This window comes from Subtercola endophyticus (assembly GCF_021044565.1).
Lineage (GTDB): Bacteria > Actinomycetota > Actinomycetes > Actinomycetales > Microbacteriaceae > Subtercola > Subtercola endophyticus.
This window is the reverse complement of the sequence record NZ_CP087997.1, coordinates 2732110-2755229: the sequence shown is the minus strand read 5'-3', so window position 1 is coordinate 2755229 and position 23120 is coordinate 2732110. Positions and strand designations below refer to the sequence as shown.

Annotated in this window: 17 protein-coding genes; 11 read left to right on the top strand and 6 right to left on the bottom strand. The window is 66.1% G+C overall.

Annotation, left to right across the window (positions count from 1 at the left end; genetic code table 11):
* The first annotated feature begins 58 nt into the window (after positions 1-58).
* The 4 genes from LQ955_RS20025 to LQ955_RS12690 all read left to right on the top strand — a co-directional run bounded on the left by LQ955_RS20025 (position 59) and on the right by LQ955_RS12690 (position 8902).
* Positions 59-2635: a putative bifunctional diguanylate cyclase/phosphodiesterase gene (locus LQ955_RS20025; RefSeq protein WP_255713587.1), complete on the top strand. Its 2577-nt coding sequence runs from the start codon at positions 59-61 to the stop codon at positions 2633-2635.
* A 187-nt stretch (positions 2636-2822) separates the two neighbouring features.
* The gene (locus LQ955_RS12700; protein WP_231024893.1) at positions 2823-5093 is read left to right on the top strand and encodes a hypothetical protein; all 2271 of its coding nucleotides are present in this window, start codon (positions 2823-2825) and stop codon (positions 5091-5093) included.
* Positions 5094-5120: 27 nt separating this feature from the next.
* Complete coding sequence (locus LQ955_RS12695) at positions 5121-6863, top strand: hypothetical protein (RefSeq protein WP_231024892.1); 1743 nt, start codon at positions 5121-5123, stop codon at positions 6861-6863.
* On the top strand, positions 6860-8902 hold the full coding sequence (locus tag LQ955_RS12690) for a glycosyltransferase (RefSeq protein ID WP_231024891.1): 2043 nt from the start codon (positions 6860-6862) through the stop codon (positions 8900-8902). Before LQ955_RS12695 ends, LQ955_RS12690 begins: the two co-directional genes overlap by 4 nt.
* A gap of 179 nt (positions 8903-9081) precedes the next feature.
* On the opposite strand, the gene LQ955_RS12685 is transcribed toward LQ955_RS12690, so the two are convergent.
* A complete protein-coding gene (locus LQ955_RS12685) occupies positions 9082-10089 on the bottom strand; it encodes an endonuclease domain-containing protein (RefSeq protein WP_231024890.1) in 1008 nt (335 codons plus the stop codon).
* 252 nt (positions 10090-10341) lie between these two features.
* On the opposite strand from LQ955_RS12685, the gene LQ955_RS12680 reads away from it, so the two are divergent.
* Positions 10342-10995 carry a TMEM175 family protein gene (locus LQ955_RS12680; protein ID WP_231024889.1) on the top strand — a complete coding sequence of 218 codons (654 nt, stop codon included), beginning with the start codon at positions 10342-10344 and terminating at the stop codon, positions 10993-10995.
* Here LQ955_RS12680 and LQ955_RS12675 read toward each other — a convergent pair.
* From LQ955_RS12675 to LQ955_RS12665, 3 genes are read right to left on the bottom strand one after another with little or no spacing between them, the layout of a single operon-like run.
* The gene (locus LQ955_RS12675) at positions 10992-11810 is read right to left on the bottom strand and encodes an SDR family NAD(P)-dependent oxidoreductase (RefSeq protein ID WP_231024888.1); all 819 of its coding nucleotides are present in this window, start codon (positions 11808-11810) and stop codon (positions 10992-10994) included. The two genes, LQ955_RS12680 and LQ955_RS12675, sit on opposite strands and share 4 nt — an antisense overlap.
* A gap of 6 nt (positions 11811-11816) precedes the next feature.
* Positions 11817-13145, bottom strand: a complete 1329-nt coding sequence (locus tag LQ955_RS12670; protein ID WP_231024887.1) for an FAD-binding oxidoreductase — start codon at positions 13143-13145, stop codon at positions 11817-11819.
* A 36-nt stretch (positions 13146-13181) separates the two neighbouring features.
* Positions 13182-13628, bottom strand: a complete 447-nt coding sequence (locus LQ955_RS12665; RefSeq protein ID WP_231024886.1) for a GtrA family protein — start codon at positions 13626-13628, stop codon at positions 13182-13184.
* A 250-nt stretch (positions 13629-13878) separates the two neighbouring features.
* Here LQ955_RS12665 and LQ955_RS12660 point away from each other — a divergent pair, with 250 nt between their 5' ends.
* A complete protein-coding gene (locus tag LQ955_RS12660) occupies positions 13879-14778 on the top strand; it encodes a decaprenyl-phosphate phosphoribosyltransferase (RefSeq protein WP_231024885.1) in 900 nt (299 codons plus the stop codon).
* Between the two features lie 32 nt (positions 14779-14810).
* On the opposite strand, the gene LQ955_RS12655 is transcribed toward LQ955_RS12660, so the two are convergent.
* Positions 14811-15446: a phosphatase PAP2 family protein gene (locus LQ955_RS12655; RefSeq protein ID WP_231024884.1), complete on the bottom strand. Its 636-nt coding sequence runs from the start codon at positions 15444-15446 to the stop codon at positions 14811-14813.
* Positions 15447-15601: 155 nt separating this feature from the next.
* On the opposite strand from LQ955_RS12655, the gene LQ955_RS12650 reads away from it, so the two are divergent.
* On the top strand, positions 15602-16255 hold the full coding sequence (locus tag LQ955_RS12650) for a response regulator transcription factor (RefSeq protein WP_231024883.1): 654 nt from the start codon (positions 15602-15604) through the stop codon (positions 16253-16255).
* Positions 16256-16396: 141 nt separating this feature from the next.
* Positions 16397-17755: an FAD-binding oxidoreductase gene (locus LQ955_RS12645; RefSeq protein ID WP_231024882.1), complete on the top strand. Its 1359-nt coding sequence runs from the start codon at positions 16397-16399 to the stop codon at positions 17753-17755.
* Positions 17756-17934: 179 nt separating this feature from the next.
* On the opposite strand, the gene LQ955_RS12640 is transcribed toward LQ955_RS12645, so the two are convergent.
* Entirely contained in the window at positions 17935-19509 is a 1575-nt protein-coding gene (locus LQ955_RS12640) for an HNH endonuclease signature motif containing protein (protein ID WP_231024881.1), read from the bottom strand.
* A 388-nt stretch (positions 19510-19897) separates the two neighbouring features.
* On the opposite strand from LQ955_RS12640, the gene LQ955_RS12635 reads away from it, so the two are divergent.
* The 3 genes from LQ955_RS12635 to LQ955_RS12625 all read left to right on the top strand — a co-directional run bounded on the left by LQ955_RS12635 (position 19898) and on the right by LQ955_RS12625 (position 23116).
* Positions 19898-21115, top strand: coding sequence for a sensor histidine kinase (locus LQ955_RS12635; protein WP_231024880.1), 1218 nt, complete (start codon positions 19898-19900; stop codon positions 21113-21115).
* 11 nt (positions 21116-21126) lie between these two features.
* Positions 21127-22272 carry a hypothetical protein gene (locus LQ955_RS12630; protein ID WP_231024879.1) on the top strand — a complete coding sequence of 382 codons (1146 nt, stop codon included), beginning with the start codon at positions 21127-21129 and terminating at the stop codon, positions 22270-22272.
* 286 nt (positions 22273-22558) lie between these two features.
* Positions 22559-23116 (top strand): hypothetical protein, encoded by a 558-nt coding sequence (locus tag LQ955_RS12625; protein WP_231024878.1) that lies wholly within the window; start codon positions 22559-22561, stop codon positions 23114-23116.
* The last annotated feature ends 4 nt before the right edge of the window (positions 23117-23120 follow it).

Genomic DNA, 23120 nt, shown 5'->3' with positions numbered 1-23120 from the left:
ACCTTCCGCATCGGCGACCCGCACAACTAGCAGGCAGGCGACTGCCGCGATCGCACCGGTGACCGACGCTTCGGTGCCGATCACCCGCCGCATCACGCGGTCGTACTTCTTCGTGCCGGTCGCGCTGATCGCGCTGATCGTTGTCGTGCTCGGCATCGTTCAGCTCGCCGTGCTTGCTGACGGCACGTCGGGCAGTACGCTCAACGGCGGCGGCACGACGGGTGCGGGCAGCGGGGGTGTCGGCCTCGCCTCCATCGACCTCTTGTACCTGATCGCCCTGTTCGTAAGCACGGCGCTTGTCACCGACTTTCGCCTGCCGGTCGGCCGGCTGTCGAGCTTGCCGTCGGTCAGCACCTCTGTGGCCCTGTTCGCCACTGCCAGCCTCGGCGACCAGTTCTTCATCGCCGTCGGAGTCTGGGTGCTCGGGTTCTTCTGCGGAGCACTGTTCAACTCCCGCAACCTCGTGATCTCGGTCTACGCCACCGGGGTGGCGAGCCTCGGCGCTCTTGCCTGGTGCCTCGTGATGAGCTTCGCCGGCCGGGTCGGCTGGCAGACGGTCGTTTTCGCTGTTGCAGCAAGCGCGGCGTACTTGCTCGTCATCCTTCTCGTGGAGTTCGCCCGGCAGGGCGGCCGTTGGGCGCACGACGGTGCCTTCGGCATCTCCGAACTCAGCCCACGGCGTCTGCTGGGCATCCTAGCGTTCATCTCCGGCCTCGCGCTCGCAATCGTCTTCACGTCTCAAGCCGTGTACGCGGTACTGCTGCTGACCGACGAGACCCACCGCGGAGCCGGAGTGCTCGTCATCGCGGCTGCCGTCATCTTCGGGCTCTCTCGAGTGCGCCAGTTGCGCGGCCTGCAGCGGCGCATCACGGGCCTCACCGACGCAGCGTTGGCGCTGCCGTGGAGCCACGACGATCTTCAGCAGACCCTCGAAGCGCGCGCGAAGACCGCCGTGAACGCCGACTCGGTCACCGTTCGGCATTCACCGCCGCCGGGGCAGAGCGAGATCGGCTACCCCGTTCACCTGACCCAGGATGCCGACTCCTACCTCGTGGCGAGACGCGAGCTGAGCGGAATTCCCTTCGACCGCGAAGACGCGCAGGTGCTCGAAGCTCTCGCTCACCTCGCCACCGAGGCTGCTCGCGTCACGCAAGACATGGCCGACCTGACCGCGCGAGCCAATAGCGACTCGCTCACCGGGCTGCCGAATTACAACGCCTTCCGCCAGGCGCTCGCGCTCGCGAACGAGAATCGGCCGTACTCCGGTGCGATCGCCGTGCTGTTCATCGACCTCGACAGCTTCAAACAGCTGAACGACCGGTACGGCCATCATGTCGGCGACCAGATGCTCGTGACGGTCGCCGGGCGGCTGAAGGCGAACACGCGCTCGCACGACATCGTCGCTCGCATCGGCGGAGACGAATTCGTGATCATTCTGACTTCGCTCAAATCACTCGCCGAGGCGAAGGCCCTGGCCGAGCGCGTCACTGAGAGGGCCAGCGAGCCGTTCACGGTGATTGACGGCGGCCTGACCGCCACCATCGCCGAAGACGCCGCCACCGCCGAAGACGCCGCCACCGCAGCCGCCGCCACCGCAGCCGCCGCCGCCGAAGACGCCGCCACCGCAGCCGCCATCGACGAAAACGCCGTCGCCCTCGCAGACTCGTCCCCCACTGCGCCGCCCCAGACCATCGAGCTGCGCCCCCTGCTCAGCGTGGGCCTCGCCTACTCCGCCCACCGCGAGACCGACGCCGCCTCTCTCGTGGTCGATGCCGACCGCAGCATGCTCGCCGTCAAGAGAAGCAGGCGCCACGGCGGCCCGGGCTCTGACAGCACCATCAACATCTCGCCGCACCGCTCCGCCCGCATCAACGACATCGTCGCCGACGCAATCGACAACGAACAGCTGAGCTTGGCCTTTCAACCGATCGTCAATCTGGTCGAGAACCGCATTTGGGCGTTCGAGGCACTCGTTCGGTTCACCGACCCCGAGCTCGGAGTCATCTCACCGGGCGCCTTGGTCGAGCGCGCGAAGGGCCTCGGCCGAATGGATGCCCTCACTCGCCAAGTGATGAACAAGGCCGTTGCCGGTGCCCGCGCCATTCAGCTCATCGAACCGAGCATCGCCACCATCGCCGTCAACCTCGAGGTCGGTCAGATCGTGGATGATCATGTCGGCGCCTTCGCCAAAGACCTCGCCAAGCGGCATCCCGCCCTTTCGCTCTGCCTCGAACTGAACGAACGATCGCTGCGCCACGTGACCGACGAGTTGCGCGCGCAGGCCCAGAGCCTGCGTGAGTTCGGCATCATCATCGCGCTCGACGACTACGGCTCAGAGAATTCGTCGGTCGGCTCGCTGGTGCGCATCCCCATGGATATTCTGAAGCTCGACCGCAGCCTCATCGACGACCTCGGCGACAACCGCCAGCGGGAGGTCGTGAAGGCCTTGCAGGGCTTCAGTGACGCGCTCGACTACCTCACCATCGTCGAGGGCATCGAGACGGCCGAAACTGCCGCGATTCTGCGGCGCATCGGCGTTCGAAACGCCCAAGGCTTCTACTACGGCGTGCCCGCCAGCTACCAAGATGTCATCACGAGATTGCACAAGTTCGGAACCGCGGCGGTCGTTTCGTAGTCATTACACGTTGGTTTCGTGTTGCCACAACGACCAATCCGCTGCCGGTAGCCGCACCGAATACCTACTAGTATTCGACTGAAGGGTACCCATTGGGGGGACAAGATATCGCAGATCTTGTAGCCCTGCAGCGTGAAATCAGTGTCAGCCCAGGAACCGATTCGGTACCTAACCCATCGGATGGTCAATGAGCGTCTCGTCGAAACTTCCCCGCCGCAGGTCTGACGGTGCGCCTCGACGCGCCCGCCCGAACGCCGTGCGCCTGGTGTCACTGGCCGCCGCCGGTCTGCTGATCGCGGCCGCGCCGCTGGGCCTCGCCGCCTCCGCCCAAGCCAGCACGAGCGCCAGCACCAGCACGAGCACCCCCGCCCAGGCCGGAAGCAGCGCCAGCGCCCTTGCCGCCGCCGACGCGCCCGGCACCCTCTCCTTTCCCGCCACCACCACCATTCCCGCCGACGGCACCGCCGTCTTCGTGAACCTCGACGTTCCGGCCGGCCTCACCCCGACGAGCGTGACCGGCATCGTCGCCCCCGTCACTCCGGCGGCAGGTGCAGCCGCTTCGAGCACATCGGCTGCGGCATCCGGTGCCCTCGGCGGCTCCGTGCAGGTCTCGGTGAACGGCGTGGTGCTGCAGACCCTCGACCCCGCGGCGCCTGCCGCCCTGAATGTGCCCCTCACGGCTTCCGACGTGGTCAAGGGCATCGTCAGCATCGGCCTCACCTACACCGTCATCGACACCACCGCGGCCGTCTGCACCGTTCCCTCGACCGCGAGCGTCGAGCTCAGTAAGGTCGTGCTGGCCTACTCCGGCGACGCGACCGTACCCAAAACGGTCGCCGAGTTTCTCAACCCGAGCCTCACCGCGGTCGCCGTGCAGATTCCGGATGCCCCCTCCTCGGCCCTCGAACAAGCCGGCCTCTCGACCGTGGCCGCGCTGGCTCACGCGCTGCCCTCCGGCGTCGACATCAGCCTCACGACGGCCGGGGATTCAGCGAACGAAGCCGCCGTCGACCCCATCCGCGGCCGCATCATCGTGCTGGCACCCTCGACCGACTCCTCGGTGACCACGGCGACAACCGCCCTCTCGACGGGCGCCGGCGGTGTGCCCACGCTGACGATCTCGGGCCCTGAAGCCTCGCTCTCCGCCGCCGGCACCGCCCTCGGTTCCGACTACCTCGTGCTCGCGAACTCGGGCAACACCACCGGCCTCAGCCAGACCGGCACCTCGACACCCGCGCTCACCCAGAACCTGCAGTACTTCGGCTCGCCGAGCCAGATCGCACTCGCCGGCTTCGGCCAGACGAGCTCGTTCACGAACATCTCGCAGGCGAGCTTCGGCGGCCCCATCAGCTCGGCCACCGTCAACCTCGTCGGCATGCACTCCGACATCCCCGACTCGGTCATCGCCACCGCGAACGTCTACTGGAACAACTTTCTCATCGGCTCGCAGGTGCTCGGTCACAGCACCACTTTCAGCATGACGCTGCCCGTGAGCGGCACACTCATCACCGCAGCCAATGGTCTCAAGATCCAGCTCAGCGCCGTGCCGGTCACCGGTAACTGCACCGGCGCCCCCGCACTCATCCCCATCCAGCTGTTCGTCGACGCGGCCGCGTCGAACGTCTCGGCGGTTCGCGGCCAGACCATCAACCCCGGCTTCCAGCGCTTTCCGCAGGTGCTCGGCGGTGTGCTGCCGGTCGCGTTCGATTCCGGCGCTTCCGTCGATGTGGCCGTGGCCAGCGCCGGAGACATCGTCGCTTCGCTGCAGCGCAACTCGAGCATCCAGCTCGCCGTCACCGTCATGACGCCGGGGGAGTTCGTCTCCTCGTCGAAGTCGGGCCTGTTCGTCGGTGCGACCTCAGACGATTCGAACGCGCTCGGTGCCCCGCTGCGCCTCGACAGCTTCAAAGCCATCGACTCGAACGCCGTCTCGTTCGGCGTCGGAACCACCGAACCCTACGCCACGCTGCAGGCCTTCCAGAGCGGCGGTCGCAACGTGCTCATGCTCGGCGGCTGGTCGCCCAGCTCGTCGGCCGGCGATGTGGATGCCCTGCAACTGCAGGCGGCCGAATACACCATGAGCAACCCCGACCAGTGGTTCGGGCTGTCGGGCGACATTCTCGTCGCTCAGCCGAACCAGGCCGATCCGGTGCTGATCTCGAGCAACGCCATCGTTCCGCAGACCGCCGTCACCGATGACTACCGCGGTTACGCGGTGTGGATCGCGGTTGTCGCCATCGTGCTGATTCTGGCCGGCGTCATCGGCGAGATCACCCGCCGGCGCCGCCGCGGAAAGCTGAAGAAGTACGTCGACGCGCAGCTGGTCGCCGAGGGCACGGCGCAGTCGCAGGCCGCCGCCGAGAGCACCGGCACCGCGCCCACCGGCACCACCGGCACCGCGCCCACCGGCACCGGCACCACCGGCACCGGCCCGACGCCGCCCCCGAGCACCGACTAACCGGCGAGAACCCGACAAGGCGACCCCGTGCCCTCCCTCACCAGACCCGAGACGCCCGCCGAGGAGTGGTCGGACACCGCGGCGAACTCCGGGCTGCTTCTGCCGAAGCCCGAGGCTCCGCCGGTCATCCACTCCGCCTTCACCGACTGGCTCATCGCGCGCTGGGTCTCGCTCGGCGCCCCCACCGCGGGGCGGCGTGTGCCCGGCACGATGGTCATCGCATTCGTGGCGCTCGCCGTGGGCATCGTCGCGGTCATCATCACCACGTCGAGCGGCCTCAACATCGCGTACGCCGACGCGCAGAGCCACCTCACCATCTCCAGGCGACTCTTCGACAGCAAGGCCCCGGGCTTCACCCAGCTCGGCACGGTGTGGTTGCCGGTGCCGAGCCTGGTGCTCGTTCCGTTCGTCACGAACCTCTGGCTGTGGCACACCGGGCTCGCCGCCGGGTTGCTCGGACTGATCTGCCTCATGGGAACGGCCACGGGCGTCTACCGCATCGCCGCGCGCATCGGGCTCGGGCGTTCGGCACGCATCATCGGTGTTCTGCTCATCATCGCCAACCCGAGCATCCTGTACATGTATACGACGGCGCTCACCGAGCCCGTTCTCATCGTGTGCATGATGGGCTGTTTTGCGGGGCTGGCGCACTGGGTGACGAGCAAGCGCAACCTGCAGGCCGGCGAGATGATGGTGTTCTGCGGGCTGCCAGCGGCGGGCGCGACCCTCTCGCGCTACGAAGGCTGGGTGCTGGTCTTCGCCGGAACCCTGCTCGTGGCGTGGGTCTCGTGGCGTAAGAAGCGCGCGTGGCGCTACTGCGTGAAGATGGGCCTCGCCTTCGCCGCGCTGCCGGGCGTCGCCATCGCGTGGTGGCTCACCTACAACTTCACCGTCTACGGCAACCCGCTCGAGTTCGCGAACGGTCAGTACTCGGCGTCGAACTTGCAGAAGGCCACGGCAGATGCGGGCCTGCTCGCCTACACGCACAACGCGGGCCTGACCCTCTGGACCTACGACTGGTCGGTGCTCGAGACCGCCGGCCTGCTCACCGTGGTGCTCGGCATCGCCGGCGCCGTCGTGCTCGCCTACACCCGCGGGCTTTCGAACGAGGCCCTCGTCGTGTGGATCATGGGCGTTGCCTACGCGTTCTCGCTGCTCAGCCTCTTTCTCGGCCAGACCCACATGAACAACGACCACTCGCTGCCGCAGAACTGGTGGAACAGCAGGTACACCCTCGCGGTGATCCCCTGGCTGGCGGTACTGGCGGCCGTGCTCGTCGACTCGATACGAAAATCGCGGGTGTGGATGCCCGTGCTCGCCCTGGTCGCGCTGGCGCTCGTGGTGCAGACGGCGTGGTGGGCGGCAGACCCGGCACGATCCTCCGTCATCGCCGAGGCCGACGGCTACGTGCAGCTGAAGGCAGCGAGCGGGGCGACCGCGGCAGCCGCCTACCTGCGCGACAACTACGACGGGGGAGACGTGCTGATGGACGAATCCGCCGCCGGCAGCGCCCTCTTGCCCGAAATCGGCATTCCGCTGGTCGACTATTACAACCGATCGACCGGCGACCTCTTCTACCAGGCGATTGCGAACCCCGCGACGCACGCGAAGTGGGTGTTCGTGTCGACGGCAGACGCGCCCGAGCTCTCTCAGACGGGTGTCGCCGACCTCGTCTACGATGCGGTGAAGAAAGACCCATCGTTCACCACCATGTACCGCGTGGTGTTCGACCAGGGCGATTACCGAATCTACGAGCGGATCGACAGTTGACCGACACGACCTCACGAGTGGGCGGCGGCGCGGGCGGTGGCGCCCCGGGCGGCTCCGCGGCGGGCGGCGGCAGCGGCGGCGGCAGCGGCCGCCACGGTTCGGGCGAGCGCGGCCCCGGTCGCATCGGCGAGATCCTCGTCGACGCCGGCCTCATCGACGAGCACGAACTCGCGGATGCCCTAGCCATCCAGGAGCGCGAGGGTGGCCTGCTCGGCCGGCACCTCATCTTGTCGGGCGCGGTGACCCGTCGCGAAATGTACGAAGCCCTGGCCACGCAATGGAACGCGCCACTCGTCGACCTGCTCGCCGAGCCGCCAGAGGCGGGCCTGCTCTCGGTGCTGCCTCCCGAGCAACTCATCGAGGCCGGCTGGGTGCCGTGGAAGCGATCCGGCTCGGGGGCGATCATCGCCACGACGGTACCTCCCACCGAAGAACTGCTGGTCGACGCCCGAACCCAGCTCGGCGTCACCGACATCGCCGTGCGAACCACGACGGACTGGGACCTCAGTCAAGCCGTCGCGGCGGCGTGCCGCACGCAGCTGCTCTTCGGGGCATCCGATGCCCTGGCCACCGATTCGAGCGACGAGTCGGCGAAGTCGGGGCTGCGGCGCTGGCAACTCATCGTGCCGGGCATTGTGGTGCTGCTGGTGATCGTCGGCTGCGTGCTGAGCCTCACGACGACGCTCATCATCGTTCTGACCGCCGCGAACATTCTGTTCGCCATGAACATCATCTTCAAGGTGGTCGCCGGATTCCGCGCTCCCTTCAACAATCGTGACAAAGAGCGCTGGGCCGACGAGGTCGCGCTCGAGAGGGTGCGGCGCGGGCTGAAGCCGCTGCCGTCGCGCATTCCCGACCAAGAGCTGCCGATCTACACGATTCTGGTGCCCGCCTACAAAGAGGCGAACATCATCTCGAAGCTGCTGACGAACCTCGGTGCCATCGACTACCCCAAGGCGAAGCTCGAGGTCATGGTGCTGCTCGAGGAAGACGACGAAGAGACCATCGCGGCTGTGCGCACCATGCGCCCGCCCGAGTACGTGCGTATGGTCATCGTGCCGCCCGGCGGCCCGCAGACCAAGCCGCGCGCCTGCAACTACGGACTCTCGTTCGCCCGCGGCGAGTTCGTGGTGATCTACGACGCCGAAGACCGCCCCAACCCGTCGCAGCTGCGCGACACCGTGGCCGCCTTCCGGCAAGACGAGTTCGAGCGCACCAACGTCGACGCTGACCAGAAGAAGCTGGTCTGCCTGCAAGGCGCGCTCATCTACTTCAACGCCGACTACAACGTGCTCACCCGCCTCTTCGCGGTGGAGTACGCTGCGTGGTTCGACTCGATGCTGCCCGGGCTCGACCAGTCGCACCTGCCGATTCCGCTCGGCGGCACCTCGAACCACTTCGATACCAAGGTGTTGCGCGAGCTGGGCGCGTGGGATCCCTACAACGTCACCGAAGACGCCGACCTCGGCCTGCGCGTGGCTGCTCACGGTTACCGCGTCGGTGTGGTGAAGGCATCCACCGCCGAGGAGGCCTGCGCCGAGGTGGGCGCGTGGATCCGGCAGCGCACTCGGTGGATCAAGGGCTACATCATGACCGGCGCCGTCAACACGCGGCATCCCATTCGCTGGTTCCGGGTCAACGGTGTGCTCGGCGCCCTCTCGCTCGTCGCCCTGATTCTCGGCACCCCCATCGCCTTCATGCTCTACCCGCTCGTGCTCGGCTTCACCGTGTTCACCTACATCGGTGTGCAGTTCATCGGCCTCAACCTGCCCGACTGGCTCATCGTCGGCGGAACCGTGAATATGCTCTTCAGCAACGGCATGATCATCCTCATCTCCGGCATTGCCGCCTGGAACCGGTACAACTGGCGCGTCGCCATGTTCGCCCTGCTGAACCCCGCGTACTGGATCCTGCACTCCATCAGCGCCTGGCGCGCCGCCTACCAGATCGTCTTCAGCCCCCACCACTGGGAGAAGACCCCCCACGGCCTCACCGAAGAGTACGAAGACTCCGCCTTCGAGGGCAACGCCGCCGCCTGACCCCGCCGCCCCCGCGCGCCCTTCCTCTCGCCCTCGCCCCGCCTCCGCGGAGCCGGGTTTGCGCAGAAGCACCCAAACCCGTCGTCTTAGTTGCTTCTGCGCAAAATGAATCCGCCCAACCTCCGCCTCGCTCGCCCCTGCGCAATCGAGTTTGCGCAGAAGCACCCAAAGTCGCCGTTTTAGGTGCTTCTGCGCAAAGCCGGGGCTGCGCCCGCGGTTGCCACCGCGGCCGGGCCATGGCCAGGGCCCAGGCCGGCATCCGGGGCCCCGACTCGGTCACGCGCGAGGGCATCCGCGATCTCGCGCTGCGTGACGGCGGGGAATCGCACGACGTGGTCGTCGTGAAACCGCAGCACATCCCACCCGGCGCGCGAGAACCGCTGCCAACGGGTGACGTCTTTGCGGTACTGACGTTTGTCGGTGCGATGCTGGTCACCGTCGTATTCGACGATCACCCTGCTCGATCGGAACACGAGATCCGCCCGCCCGATTCGCGCGCCCCGGGCATCCACGATCACCGGATTCACCTCGGGCTCCGGCAGCCGAGCATCCCGAACCAGCAGCCGCAGCAGCGTCTCGAATCGCGACTCGGCACCCACCCGCACCAGCTCGAGGGCCTCGGATGCCCGCCGCTTACCCGGCCCGTGAAACGCCGCCGTGCGTGCCCGCAACTCGTCAAGAGTCACGTACGGGCGCGGGTCTTTTCTGTCGTTCACTTCAGGATCGAGAACGAAGTGGTCACCCGCGACGACGAGTTCCCGAACAGACAGGATGCCCGCGAGACTCAGCCACGTGCTCGCAGCGTCTGAGCACGGCACACCGAAGCGGCGCACGACAGGCGCGTGCGCATCTGCGTTCTGGTGGCCCTGCGCCCCTCGTGTGCGGGACGCCGCCCCCGGCGCAGCAATCGTCACATGCACCGGGTCATCCAGCCGCGGTCGATGGCGCAACGGTACGCCCCAGAGTCGCGCCGCTGACTCGTGGCTGAACCATTCGTGCGGGCGCAACCGCGGAACGAAGCCCGCAATCGAGCTCGACAGCGCGGAGGGTGTCGCGCGGACTCCATAGAACGGTCGAAGCAGTTCTCGGTTGCGCATGGTAGCGCGACCGAAGCCGGCCCGCCGGGCTTCAGGCACCGAGAACGGTGCCGCTTGGAGCTGTGGTGTCAGAGGATTGTGTCGAGGCATGCCTGTCATCATGCCCTCCACACCGCCCCGCCCCTCCAAGTTATCCACACCCAGCCCCCCCGCCCCTCTCGCCTCCCCCTCTCGCCTCCCCCCTTTCTCTCCCTCTCTCGCCCCCCGCTGCTCGTTCCCGAGCATCCGGTTTGCGCAGAAGCACCTAAATCGGCCCGGTTAGGTGCTTCTGCGCAAAATCGAGAAATCGACCCAAGACCGAGAACAGCGGATGCTCACCCCCCGAACCTCTAGGGTGTTTGCATGGGCCGGGGCAGAGTCGAGGCATTCAGTGACGGAGTAATGGCCGTCGCCATCACCCTGCTCGTGCTCGACCTGCACACGAGCGCATCAACCGGCCAACCACTGCTCGACCAGCTGGCCCACGAATGGCCGGCCTTCCTGGCCTACATTCTCAGCTTCTTCGTCATCGGAACCATCTGGGTCAACCACCATCTGCTCTTCAACGCGATCGTTCGCGTCGACCGCGTCACCCTCGCGCTCAACCTGCTCTTGCTGCTATTCGTGTGCACTATTCCGTTCAGCACCTCGCAGCTGGCCGACTTCGTGGTCGAGGGTGGTACGAACGCCCAAGTCGCGGTCGTCGTGTATGGCGCCGTAGCAGAGGGCATGGCGATCAGCTTCGTGCTCATTCTGCGCCACATCATCGACGCGGGCCTCATAGCCCGGCCCGTCGGTCGCGCCGAGCGTCGAGCTCAGCTCATCCGCTTCGGCGCAGGTCTCGTGCTCTACCCGATCGCGACCGTCGTCGGTCTCTTCGCCCCCATCGTCATGATGGTCGGCCTGACGGTCCTATCCATCTACTACCTCGTCGGCCGCTCGGCGCTCTCCGACCTCGCCGCTCCCGCCGCCCCAGAAGTACCCGACTCAGCGGGCCCTCCCGCGCCCCGCCCCTAGAAGTTGAGCTTGTTGAACACGGGCGACGGGATGTTGCGCACAACACCCATGATGAGCATCCACTTCAGCGGCGCATACACCACGGCACGGCCCGCATTCACGCCCGCCACGATCTCGCCGGCCACCGCCGAAACGTCGGCGAGCCCCTTCTGCGGCATCGACGCCGTCATCGGGGTCGCGGTGGGCCCCGGCTTCACCAGCACGACACGCAGCGGCGACCCGGCGAGCCGATGCTGCAGCCCCTCGGTCATTGCCTCGATGAGCGCCTTCGCGGCCCCGTAGATGTAGTTCTTGCGTCGCCCCCGGTCACCAGCGGGCGACCCCAGCACGGCGATCGTACCCGCGCTCATCGTGTCGGCGCACGCCTCGATCCACAGCGAGGGCGAAACACCCGTCACCTCGAGCACCGAAGCGGCGGCGGCAAGCGACGCCTGCGACTCCTCCTGCTCGGTCATCGACCCGTGCGCCACCAGCACGGTCAGCCCGGCACCCGCGGCGGCGCCCGGCGTTCCCGGCCCCGCAAACCCCGCCACGACCGTCGAGATCGACGACGGCGAAACCAGGTCGGCGACCAGCGTCGTCACCGTAGCGGCCGGAAACCGCACCCCGAGATCGGTCGCAATAGCGTCGAGCTTCGAAGCAGAACGCCCGATCAACAGGGCAGTGGATGCCCCACCCTCCAGCCACAACCGAGTGCACTGCTCTGCTATCGCCGACGTCGCACCGACCACCACCACGTCGGTCGGCCACGCTCCCGAGTTGCCCCGCGCCCCGGCAGAACCCGAAGAAGAACCCTTACTCACTGCAGCAGACATAAGCGCCTAGCTCCCTAACAATCGCCTGGACATTTCCGAGCTCATGCCCGGGTCTTTGTACTTCAGAAACTCCGCGTAGCGGGGGTACCCCGCCTGAAACAGCGAGACGGGCATCCGCGCGTCTTTCGCCAGGTAGAGCCGCCCACCCGCCTGCGCAACAACATCGTCGAGCCGCGACAGCAGCGCAAGCGTCGACGCCCCCAAGTTCGGGAAATCGATGGTGAGGTTCACGCCCTCCTGGGGGTAACTCAGCATTCCGATGGGCGTCCGCGACCCCAGCGTCTTCAAGACCCCGAGAAACGACCCCTGCCCCGACGCGGCGACCAGCCCGAGTATCTCTGACACGGCCTCGAGGCCAACGGATCGCGGCAGCACGCACTGGTGCTGAAAGAACCCATTCGGCCCGTACGCCCGGTTCCACTCCTGAATCGCATCGAGCGGATAGAAGAAAGGCTTGTAGTGCACCACCGCAGACCCGAGCGAACGGTGCTGCAGACGGTAATACGCACGATTGAGAGCAGGCAAGGTCACCTTGTTCACGAGTGAGAACGGCGGCACGAACGGCACCGTCGGCCCCCCGCGAGTCGCCCCTACCCCTGCAGCTCCTCGAGGCAGAGAACGATGCGGCGACGGCGTCGAATTCGCCCGCGACAAAATGCCCCGCCGCCCCCCATCGGTGGTGATATCGATCCACGACACCACGTGCTCGAACTCCGCCTCCGACTCGTCAGACAGAGAGAAGAACTCCGGCAGCGACTGGTACGCGATGTTCTCGGCCAGCAACCACGGCCCGGGAACGCGCTTGAGCCGCAGCGTCACCGAAACGATCAGCCCGGTGAGCCCGAGCCCCCCGCAGGTCGCCTCGAACCAGTCGCGGTTCTCCGACGGACCGCACACGATCACGGTTCCGTCGGTGCGCACCAGCGTCAGCGAAACCACGTGGTCGGCGAACGTACCGCGCGTGGAGTGGTTCTTACCGTGCACATCGTTCGCGACGGCGCCAGCCACGGTGACCACCGAGGTGCCCGGCGTCACCGCGAGCATCCACCCTTGCCTGCTGAATGTGGCTTGAATGTCGCGCAGCAGCACGCCGGGTTCGCAGGTCAGGATGCCCGTTTCAGCATCAAAACCGAGAAAGCGGTTGAGCCCCCGGGCATCCCACAGTGTGCCACCGCGGTTGAGCGCGACATCGCCGTAGCTGCGTTCCATGCCGCGCGCCACGCCCGGTGCCGTCGCCGCCAGGATCTCTGGCGCAGCACTCGCCGACGTAATGGGCACGATCTCGTGCTCGTCATCACTCAACCGCCCCCAGGACGACACCCGCTGGCGGCTCACGCTTCAGACCTCACAGCACAACCCTCACATCAGACCTCACAGTGTGTTGACCCCGCTCTTGTCTTCTCGAAACGTGATGTTCTTGTCGAGAAAGTACTTGATGACGTACCCGATCGCCAATCCGATGACCGCACCCGTGTACTTCGCGGCCGCGGTGCCGAAGGCGAAGTAGGCACCGAACTCGAAGCCCCAGAAGATGAGCGTGGTGATGCCGCTCATGATCGTGTACAGCCCGAGCGTTCGGGCCTGGTGCTTCATGCTCTTCACTTCGTACCGAAAGATGAAGCGCTTGTCGAGAATGTATTTCGCCACGACTCCGACGCCGGTGCCGATCAGCACCGAAGCGACCAGCACCGCGTTTGTCATCACTCCCGCGCCCGCCCCGAACACGCCCGTACCGAGAATGGAGACGAGGGCCTGCGAACCGAGGTTCGCGGCCGTGGAGATGGCGGCGAACAGCACGTACAACGCACTGGTCTTCACTCGGCCGCCCTTCGACTTTCGCCAACCCCGCACTGGCAGTTGTGCACAGCATCTGATTTACACAAACTTCACACCCGTTCGGGGGTGCCGACACCTCGAAGCCGAGCGCGCCCAACTACGATTGCAGTGAATCACCAGTTTGTCACGAACCGGCCCTCGCCCTGTGCGATCCGGTCGCGGGGCCGACCTGGTTCGAGTTCAGGGGAACGACCATCGGCCCCGGCCGACACCATTGTGGGGAGACCGCTTCATGCCGAAGGCACCGCCGTTCATCCGGGCTTTGCGCCCGAAACAGTGGGCGAAGAACGTTCTTCTGGCTCTCGCGCCGCTCTCGGCGGGGGTGCTGCTGCATCCCGACGTGCTGCTCGAAGTCGTGCTCGGAATCGTCGCTTTCTCGCTCACGTCTTCTGGTGGCTACATCGTGAACGACCTGCTCGACATCGAGAGCGACAAGCTGCACCCGAAGAAACGGTTCCGGCCGATTCCGTCGGGGGAGTTTCCCGTGCGAATCGCCTGGCCCACCGCCATCGTGTTGCTGCTCGCGCCGGCCATCGTGTCGGCCCTGCTCGGCTACTGGCTGTTCGGCGGCGTGCTCATCGCGTACGTCATCATTCAGCTCTCGTACTGCATCTGGCTGAAACACCAGCCCGTCATCGACATTCTCATCGTGGCCAGCGGTTTTGTGCTGCGGGCTCTCGCCGGTGCCGCCATCGTGGGAGTGCCCGTCACGCAGTGGTTCCTGCTGGTCGTCTCGTCGGGCTCGCTCTTCATGGTGGCGGGCAAGCGTTACTCAGAGAAGGTCGAGAGCGTGGGTAAAGAGGAGTCGCACACCCGCAAGACGCTCAACCTCTACTCGCTCGGGTACCTGCGCTTCGTCTGGACCGTCGCGGCCACCCTCACCATGCTCAGCTACGGCCTCTGGGCGTTCGACCTCAACGGCGGAACCTCCATCGGCTCCATCGCGTCGGTCTTCCCCTTCGGCGCTGCCCTCTTGCTCTACGCCTTCGACATCGAGCGCGGTGAAGCCGCCGCTCCCGAAGAGATCGTGTTGAAAGACGTGCGCCTGCTCGTCTGCGGCGCCATCTGGGCCGCCCTCTTCTTACTCAGCGTTCTCGCCCGCCAATACGGCTGGGAGATCCCCACCCTCTAGCTCGCTGGTGCGGTGCGCTCGGCCGCGCAGACCTACCCGTGCAGCAGCAGAATGGTGGGCACGCCCACGATCAACCCGATCGCGTATCCCGCCAGCACATCGGTCACGAAGTGCATGCCCAGAATCACCCGGCTGAAACCCATTGCCAGCGCCACCACCACCGCGACCGGCCACAACCACGGAAAGAACGCTGTGTACACGATGCACGCCGCCATGGTCGACGACGCGTGCGAACTCGGAAAACTCAGCTTGCTCGGCGCCGACGCATACACTTTCACGGCGCTCGCGACGGCTCCGGATGCCCGTTGCTCACCCGTCTCGGCACTGCCACGTGCATCCACTCGCCCCCCGGCGGTCACCGGGTAGCCGCCCTTGCCCGCGTCGAACTTTCCGTCGGCTCCGACCGTCGCTCCCGGCCGCGGACGCCGCACCACGCGCTTGATCACTACCGAGAGCCCGTGCGCAACGATCACCGCGAGCACGCTGAGCAGCCAGGCCCCCGCGTGCGACCAGTCGATGCCCGCACCGAGCAGCCCCAGCAGAATCCATCCCGCAGCGTGCTCGCCGAAGAAGCTGAGCGCCTTGCCGGCGGGCACCAGCGTACGAGCAACACGCGTGCCCTGCACGGCCACGATGAACGAGGTCTCTGAAGCCCGAAGAGTAGTCATTTGTCCCCAACAGTAGCGGCACGCCGCGGCCCTGCGCCGCCGAATGCCCGGCCATCCGAGCACGGCGGCCGGGCATCCGCGTGCCGAACTCTGCCCAGGCCCCGCCCGCACCCGTGTCCCCCGTCTGGGGGCGTGCTCGCTATACTTGCCTCATCATGCCCGCAGACTCAGCGCCGCACAACGCCCCGCCCGTTCGCAAGCGGGTTACTCTCGCGTTGATCGACGATCACCAGCTCGTGCTCGACGGCCTGGCGACCTGGGTACTGCGCAATGCCCCCGACTTCGACCTCGTGATCGCCGCGGGGTCGTGGCCGAAACTCATCCACGACCCGGCCTTTCCGCCCGACGTCATCATCATGGACTACCAGCTCGCCGAGCCCATCTCCATCGAGGCGCGGCTCGGCCTCTGCCGCGCGGCAGGCGCGGCGGTCATCGTGGTCAGCGCACTGGATGATCCCGCCACCGTCGACCGCATCATGGCTGCGGGCGCGGCAGCCTTCATTCCGAAGGCACGCCCCGCCTCCGAAGTGCTCGATGCGGCCCGCGCCGCCGTCGACCCGAACTACGAGCATCCGGGGCTTTCGATCGCCGATGACGACGACCGTTTCACCCCCGACGAACTCGACATTCTCAATCGTTATGCCGACGGCAATTCTCCGGTCGAGGTCGCGCTCATGCTCGGCACCAAGCCCGCAACCGTGAACCGCGCGCTCGACCGGTTTCGCGCGAAGTACTCCCGAGAAGGTCGCCCCGTGGATGATCGTGAAACCCTCATTCGCCGCGCCGCCGAAGACGGTTACCTGACCTAGAGCCGCATCTGCGCGGAGGGAGAGCGCCACGTGCCGCGACCGACGAATCCTCATTGTCGGGCTTTCGTACTCTTCCGCCCTGTCCGAGGCCCGTGTTAGCCTCACAGGCATCAGCGACGGCGCACTCAGGGGAGAGCCACCATGACCGACTTCACCGAACTCAAAACACTCGTTTCGGGGCCCGTGCTCACCCCAGACGACGACGGCTTCGCCGAAGAACTCGTCAGCAACAACCTCAGATGGGTGCACACGCCCGAGGTCGTCGTCGGTGCCGTCTCTGCCGCAGATGTCGCCGAGGCCGTGCGTTTCGCCGCCGCCAACGATCTGCCCGTGCGCGTTCTGGCCACCGGCCACGGCGACGAAGCCGCCATCACCACCGGACTCGTCATCACGACCCGCCGTCTTGATCAGGTCGCCGTCGATCCCGCAGCGCACACGGCCACCTTCGGTGCCGGTGTGCGCTGGAGCGCGATCGTTGCAGCAGCGGCCGAGCACGATCTCGCCGCCATCACCGGCGCAGCAGCCACGGTCGGTGCCGTCGGCTACCTGCTCGGCGGGGGGCTCGGCCCGCTGGCCCGCAGCCACGGAATGAGCTCCGACTACGTGACCGGGTTCACCGTGGTCACCGCCGCGGGAGATATCGTCGAAGCGAACGCCACGGAGAACCCCGAACTCTTCTGGGCGCTGCGTGGCGGCAAAGGCGGCCTCGGGGTTGTGACCGGGGCATCCATTCGCCTCGTCGAATTGCCCGCGCTTTTCGCCGGCAACATCGTCTTCGCTGAAGAGAACATCGAGGCCGTACTGCGCGGCTGGGCCGACTACACCCAGACGGCGCCCATAAACGTCACGACCAGCATCGCTTTCGTGCGCATGCCCCCGTTGCCCGAGCTGCCGCCCTTCTTGAGCGGCAAGACCGTCGCGATGCTGCGCTTCGCCTTTCCGGGCGACCCGGAGCGCGGTGCCGAGTCGGCCGCGCCGCTTCGCGCCCTCGCACCCGCGGTGGTCGACTCGATTCGGCCGATGCGGCCCATCGAGGTGCCGAGCATCCACAACGACCCCACCGACCCCGTAGCGGCGGCGCTCTTCGGCGGTCTGCTCGACCGCATCGACGAGAACCTCGTCACCGCGCTTCTCGACCTCGCCGGCGCCGGCAAAGAATGCGCGCTCGTCAGTGTCGAGCTGCGTCACATCGGATCCGCCGCGGCAGTGGATGTGGCCGAAGGCTCGGCAGCGGGCGGCCGCGACGCATCATTCACCTTCGCGGGCGTCGGCGTTCTCGTGCCACCCGGCATCGAACCCGCCGTTCGGGCCGACGGCGCCCGTCTGCTCGACGCCGTGGCGCCCTACCTGAGCCCGGTCTCGAACATCAACTTCGCCACCACCGCCTACCTCGACCCCGCCCTCTTCGCCACCTGCTGGTCGCCAGCGACCGCGGCTCGCCTCGCGAACATCCGCGCCGTCTTCGACCCCACCGGCGTGTTCGCCTTCGTTCCCGCCTAGCCGACTCGCCTAGTCGACTCGCCTACCTGTACTCACCTAAGGCGTGTCTGGCAAATCACTCGCCGGATGCGCGGCGCCGCGCTCGATCGGCCGACCGCAACGGGCATCCGCGCTCGAACGCCTAGCCGCAACGGGCATCCGCGCTCGAACTGCTGACCGCAACGGGCGCGACGGCCGTTCTACTCGGCGTCAGTGAATCGCGGGCGGGTTTGTCGTGCGCGACTTCGCGGCTCGAACACCAGTGGAGTGCGTTTCACAAGTCGATCTGACGTCTGTCGACATCGTTGCGGTAACTGATCGGGGTCGACCCACTTCGGCGGAATGACGTGCGGAACCCCGTCGATCATCACGAGCTTCCAGTCGGTTGTGTGCAGATGTCGATGGTGAAAAGCGCACAGGAGCGCCCCGTTGCATACATCCGTCACTCCTGGCGCGTGGGCTTCGTCTTTCCACTCGACCACGTGATGGCTTTCGCAGAACTCCGGCGGCCGCTGGCAGCCTTTCCAGACGCAGCCTCCGTCACGAGCGGCGAGTGCCCGGTTCTGAGCCGCAGTGAACAACCGCTGAGTCTTACCGAGATGAAGAATCTGCCCGTTCTCGCCGAAAACCGTGGTCACGATGTCGCTGTGGCACACGAGCTGCTGCACGACCGAGGCCGGCACCGGTTCTTCGATGCCGTCGATCCATCCGATTCCCCGCCCCGACACGACATCGTCGAGATTCGCCCGAAGGCTGACCACAGGTTTCGCCCCATTGATGCGCGGCATTCCCTCCAAACCGGATGCCCGCTGCATGACCTCCGTCAGAGTGTCGACGAGTCGCTGCCCCGGCGTGCGCGTATCGACGCCCTCGTCGAAGAGATCGTCGCTACCTTCCCCACCCCTATCACCATGACCCTCAGCGCTATCGCCCTCTGCCCCGCCGCAATGGCCATCCCCATTTTCGGGATCGCCCACACTCCGCCCGAACAGATCCCGGCGAACCCTCGGGCTTTGAATGCTGAGACAGACCGCCTGCCACACCCCCGCCTGCATCGGCGTCAGAACCCCGATGATTCGGGTGCTACCCGACCTCATCTTCACGAGTTTCAGCCCGCGTTCATTCTCGAGTTCGCGGTACCGCGGCTCGGCTCCATCGGCATCGAGGTGCTCCCGAGCACGAATGGCCAGCGTGCGCATCTGGTCGGGCGTGAACGAGCACCCACCAGCACCCTGCGTCGCCTGTTCGACGAGTCGGCGTTCTGCGGAATGCAACTCCTCGTCTCCGTACCGCACGCCGGCCTGAGCCAGAGGCTTGATGATCGCATCAGCCGTATCGATGCCGATCTCGCCAGAAGCAAGTGCATCCCGTACCTCCGCAAACCGAGCCGGCAGCGGCGAGCTGAAGAACTCCGACTGTCGCACCTCTTCTCCGAGTCGCACCCGTGCCCGTGCCGTCGAGGCGAACACCGACGCCGCCGACGCGATCAGCTCGGCCGCATTGCTGAAGTTCTTCGAAGCCGCAAGCCCCTCCGGCCCCAGTTCCCGTCGGCTACGGTGCCCCACCTCGCCAGCCATCTGCACACGAGCCCAGTCGCCCAACCGACCCAGCTGCTCGGCCGCAACCAAACCCGCCATCAATGCATCGTCGGAAAGCCCGCAGGGCGCAGCAGCCTCGAACGCCCCGCTCTCGCAGATCGCCGCAACCGCCCGCGCCACACACTCCATAAACGGCGCAACGGTACGGTCGCAGGAGTCAAGGGCACTTTCGGACATAGCCCGATTCTATCACGATAACGAGCAAAACTCAGCGAATCAGGTCAACGGATGCCCGTCAAAACTTTCTCGAACACCATCCCATCGCCTTCCGAGCTGCCGCGCCCACAGGGCTTGCCCTTCCAAGATGGGTCACCCCCAGAGGTACCATCAACGTCCGACATCGGAGCAGTCAGGAATCGGCCCTCGAGATGGTCACCGTTAACCCTCGTCAAACCGACCCTTCTCAAACCAGCCAGCCCCAATCCCAGCCAGGCTCCCACCCCAAACACCCCCCATTCCCGAAGAATCTCCCCGCCTCGACCCCGAGACCCCCTCTAGGTGCCTAATATGAACCAGTGACTTCTGCCCTATTCGGGGGTAACCGGCAAAAGCACCGAAGGGTTTTATGTCTCTGGTATTACCTACCGACGTGCAGGGGCTCGTTACGAGCCGAGCGCTCGGCAAGGCGGCCATCTGGGTCAGCAGCGTCTTTCTCGCCGCTACCTTCGTCTTGCTCATCGCCTTTCGCGTAGCCATTCCGCAGGTCGACATCGTTCTCGCTCTGGCCGGGCTCGCCATCGCCGGGGTGAGCGTCGCCGGCGCCCTCATCGTGACGAATCGCCTTGGCATGTTCGCGCTCATGCTCGCGGGCGCAGCCGGACTCTTCTTGTTCACCGTCGAGATCGGCATGGGCGCGCCTTCCGACTGGAAGTCCGACGCCATTCTCTTCTCTCTCCCGAAGATCGCGATGACCGTCGTCGGCGTCGCCGGTCGTACCCTTCTCTCTGCGGTCTTGCGCTGCACTCTCGGCTTCGTCTTCGCTTCGCTCGCGGTTCAGATCGGCGCCCGCGTCTCGGGCATCCCCTTCGCCTTCGACTTTCCCCTCATCGCCACCTACCTCGGCCTCATCGTTCTTCTGGTCACCCTGTGGCTCGGCCGCCGCGAGTCCATCAAGGGCGCCGCCACCATGCAGGCCGCAGCCGTCGCAGAAGAGCGGATGATCGAACGAAACCGCATCGCGTCCCGCGCCTCAGCCGCCCTGCACGACACCGTCTTGAACGACCTGCACGCGCTGACCCTCACGGCCGTCGGACCCTTCTCAGAACCCCACCGAGCCTTTCTCGTCAGAGACATCGCCGCGCTCGCGCACCCCGGCCTGCTCGTTGACGAGGCCATGCTGCAGATGCGCGTCAGCGGTGAAGCGATTCTCACCTCGGGCCTGGCCCCGGTCATCCAGTCGGCCAGAGCCCGCGGCCTCATCGTCACCATCAGCGGTGACCCGGGCATCCTCTCCGAACTCGCCGCTCCCGCCATTGCCGAAATCGTCAAAGCCATCGACCAGTCGCTCGTCAACGTGAGCAAGCACGCCCAGACCAACGAGGCCGAACTCGCCGTCGTCGCCGGAGTCGACACCATCAACGTCGTCGTCACCGACGCGGGTGCCGGATTCGACACCAAGCGCGTCGACGAGCAGCGCATGGGCCTGCGCGTCTCGGTTCGCCAGCGCATCGAATCCCTCGGCGGCAGCGTCAAGATCTGGTCGACCCCGGGCGCCGGAACCGCCGTGCTCATGTCGGTGCCCCGCGCATCCGCGCCCCGCACCACGTACGGGTTGGTGCACTGACCGTGTCCCGCTTGCCCAACGCATCCCGCAAGGCTGCCCCGTCGGCTCGCGCTGCCCAGGCGCAGCCCGAAACCGCTCAGCAGATCGACCCGCTGAGCGGCATCACTGCCCGCATCTTCGTTTTCGTCGTCGGTCTCGTCAGCGTCGGCACCGCTTTCGGTCTCGGCTTCAGCAACGGCAACGAAGTCGCGATTCCCGCGCTCCAGATCGCGGGAATCGTCGTGTTGGTCGCCGCCTACGTCTGCTTCGTCTGGGCCGCAGAGCCGTACCGAAAACGGGTGACTTTCGGGCGTTACTCTCTCGTGTTCGCTCTGGTCGCCCTCGCGAGCGTTCTCGACGCCCTCAGTCAACTCTGCGCAGACACCGCCGTGCGAAACGACTGGGGCCCCATCTGCCTCGCCCTCGTTCTCATGCTCGCCGGCCCCTATCGTCACCCGCTCGAAATCGTCGGATTCACGATCATCGCCCTCGCGCTTGTCAGCGTCACCACCGTCATCGTCGAAGCCACTCGTGCTGCCGGCTCCTACTTCATCTCACTCTCGATCGTCGGCACCCCCATTCTCGCCATCGGAATCGGCTCTGCCATCTACGCCGGTTACCTCATCTCGGGCCTGACCGCCGATCGCGCCGCGGCCGCTGCAGCCCGAGACCGCCGTGACCAGGCCGACCGCCGTGAGGCCATCGAAGAGTTTCTCGGCCGCGACATCCGTGCCCTGCGCAGCGAGGTTCTGCCATTCTTCAGAGAGCTCAAGGCTCAGGATGCCCTCACCCAGGCCGACATCGACAAAGCTGCCGAACTGCAGACGCGCTTGCGAGCCTCCATCGTCTCGAACCTCTCGATCGAGCCCCTCGAAGACGTCGTCGGATCATTCGTCGACCCCGACCACCTCTCCCGTCGCCTCTCCGAACAGCAACGTGCCGCCGTGCGTGCCGTCATCGCGTTTCTCGTCGACCAGCCCTCCATCAACCGTCGCGACATCTCGCTCTCGTTCGAGACAACCGACACCGCCATGTGCGGAACCTTGCATTGCATCGTGGCTTCGGATCGCGGTCTTGCGTCTCGTGCAGCTCCCTTCGTCGGCCTTCTACAGTTCGCTTTTGCCGGGGTCACTGACGAGCTGACCGCGGATGCCGCCCACCTCACCTTTACCTTCTGAAAACACCATTTCGCGTCAACTTGTCTAACATTGCGCGTCAAGTACCCCCCTTCGGGGTGCAAGTCGCGGAATTGTACTTCATTATTCGACTTTCGTAACGTCGAATTAACGTTTGGCTCGAATTTGCCGCCCCCGATCTGCTAGTTTCCTACTGCAGCAACATGCGACGAAGCAGCTTGTGGGGGAGTGCCGCCGCAGCATCGTAATTTCTCGTGCGTCTGCTTAGAACTCAAGATCAAGCACCAGCACCGCACCTAAAACGAACCTACGAAGAAAGGCCAGTCACGTGGAAAACCACAGCACGTCTGACATCGACATCGAAACCACCGAGGCCCCGAAGAAGGGCCTCACCCGCCGCCAGGTCGCGACCGGCGCTGCGTGGGCCGTGCCCGTCGTCGCACTCGCCGTATCTACCCCGCTGGCCGCTGCCAGCGTCGTCATCGACAGCCCGACGGCCTACTTGACGGGCACGATCTCCGCGACCGGCACGAGCGCGTCACCTCGAACCGCTACCTATGTCAATGGGTCGATGACCTACAACAGCGCGGGCGTCGCTGGCCAGAACTCGGGCAACCTCACCCTCACGGTCTACAACAACAAGCCGACGATCTGGTCGACCACAATCAGCACTGCGGCCTACATCAGCGCGGGATGGGCGCTCGTTTCGGCCAACACCGTCACGCAGGTCTACATCTTCTCTCACACGGCGGTGACGAACGGTGTAGTCGTGACCATGCCGACGGTCACTTGGAATGCCCCTGTAGGAAGCACCAAGCCGGTACTCGGCATCACACTCGATTCCGACAGCGACGACGTTTCGGCGCTTGGCTTGAGCCTGAGCTGACCCT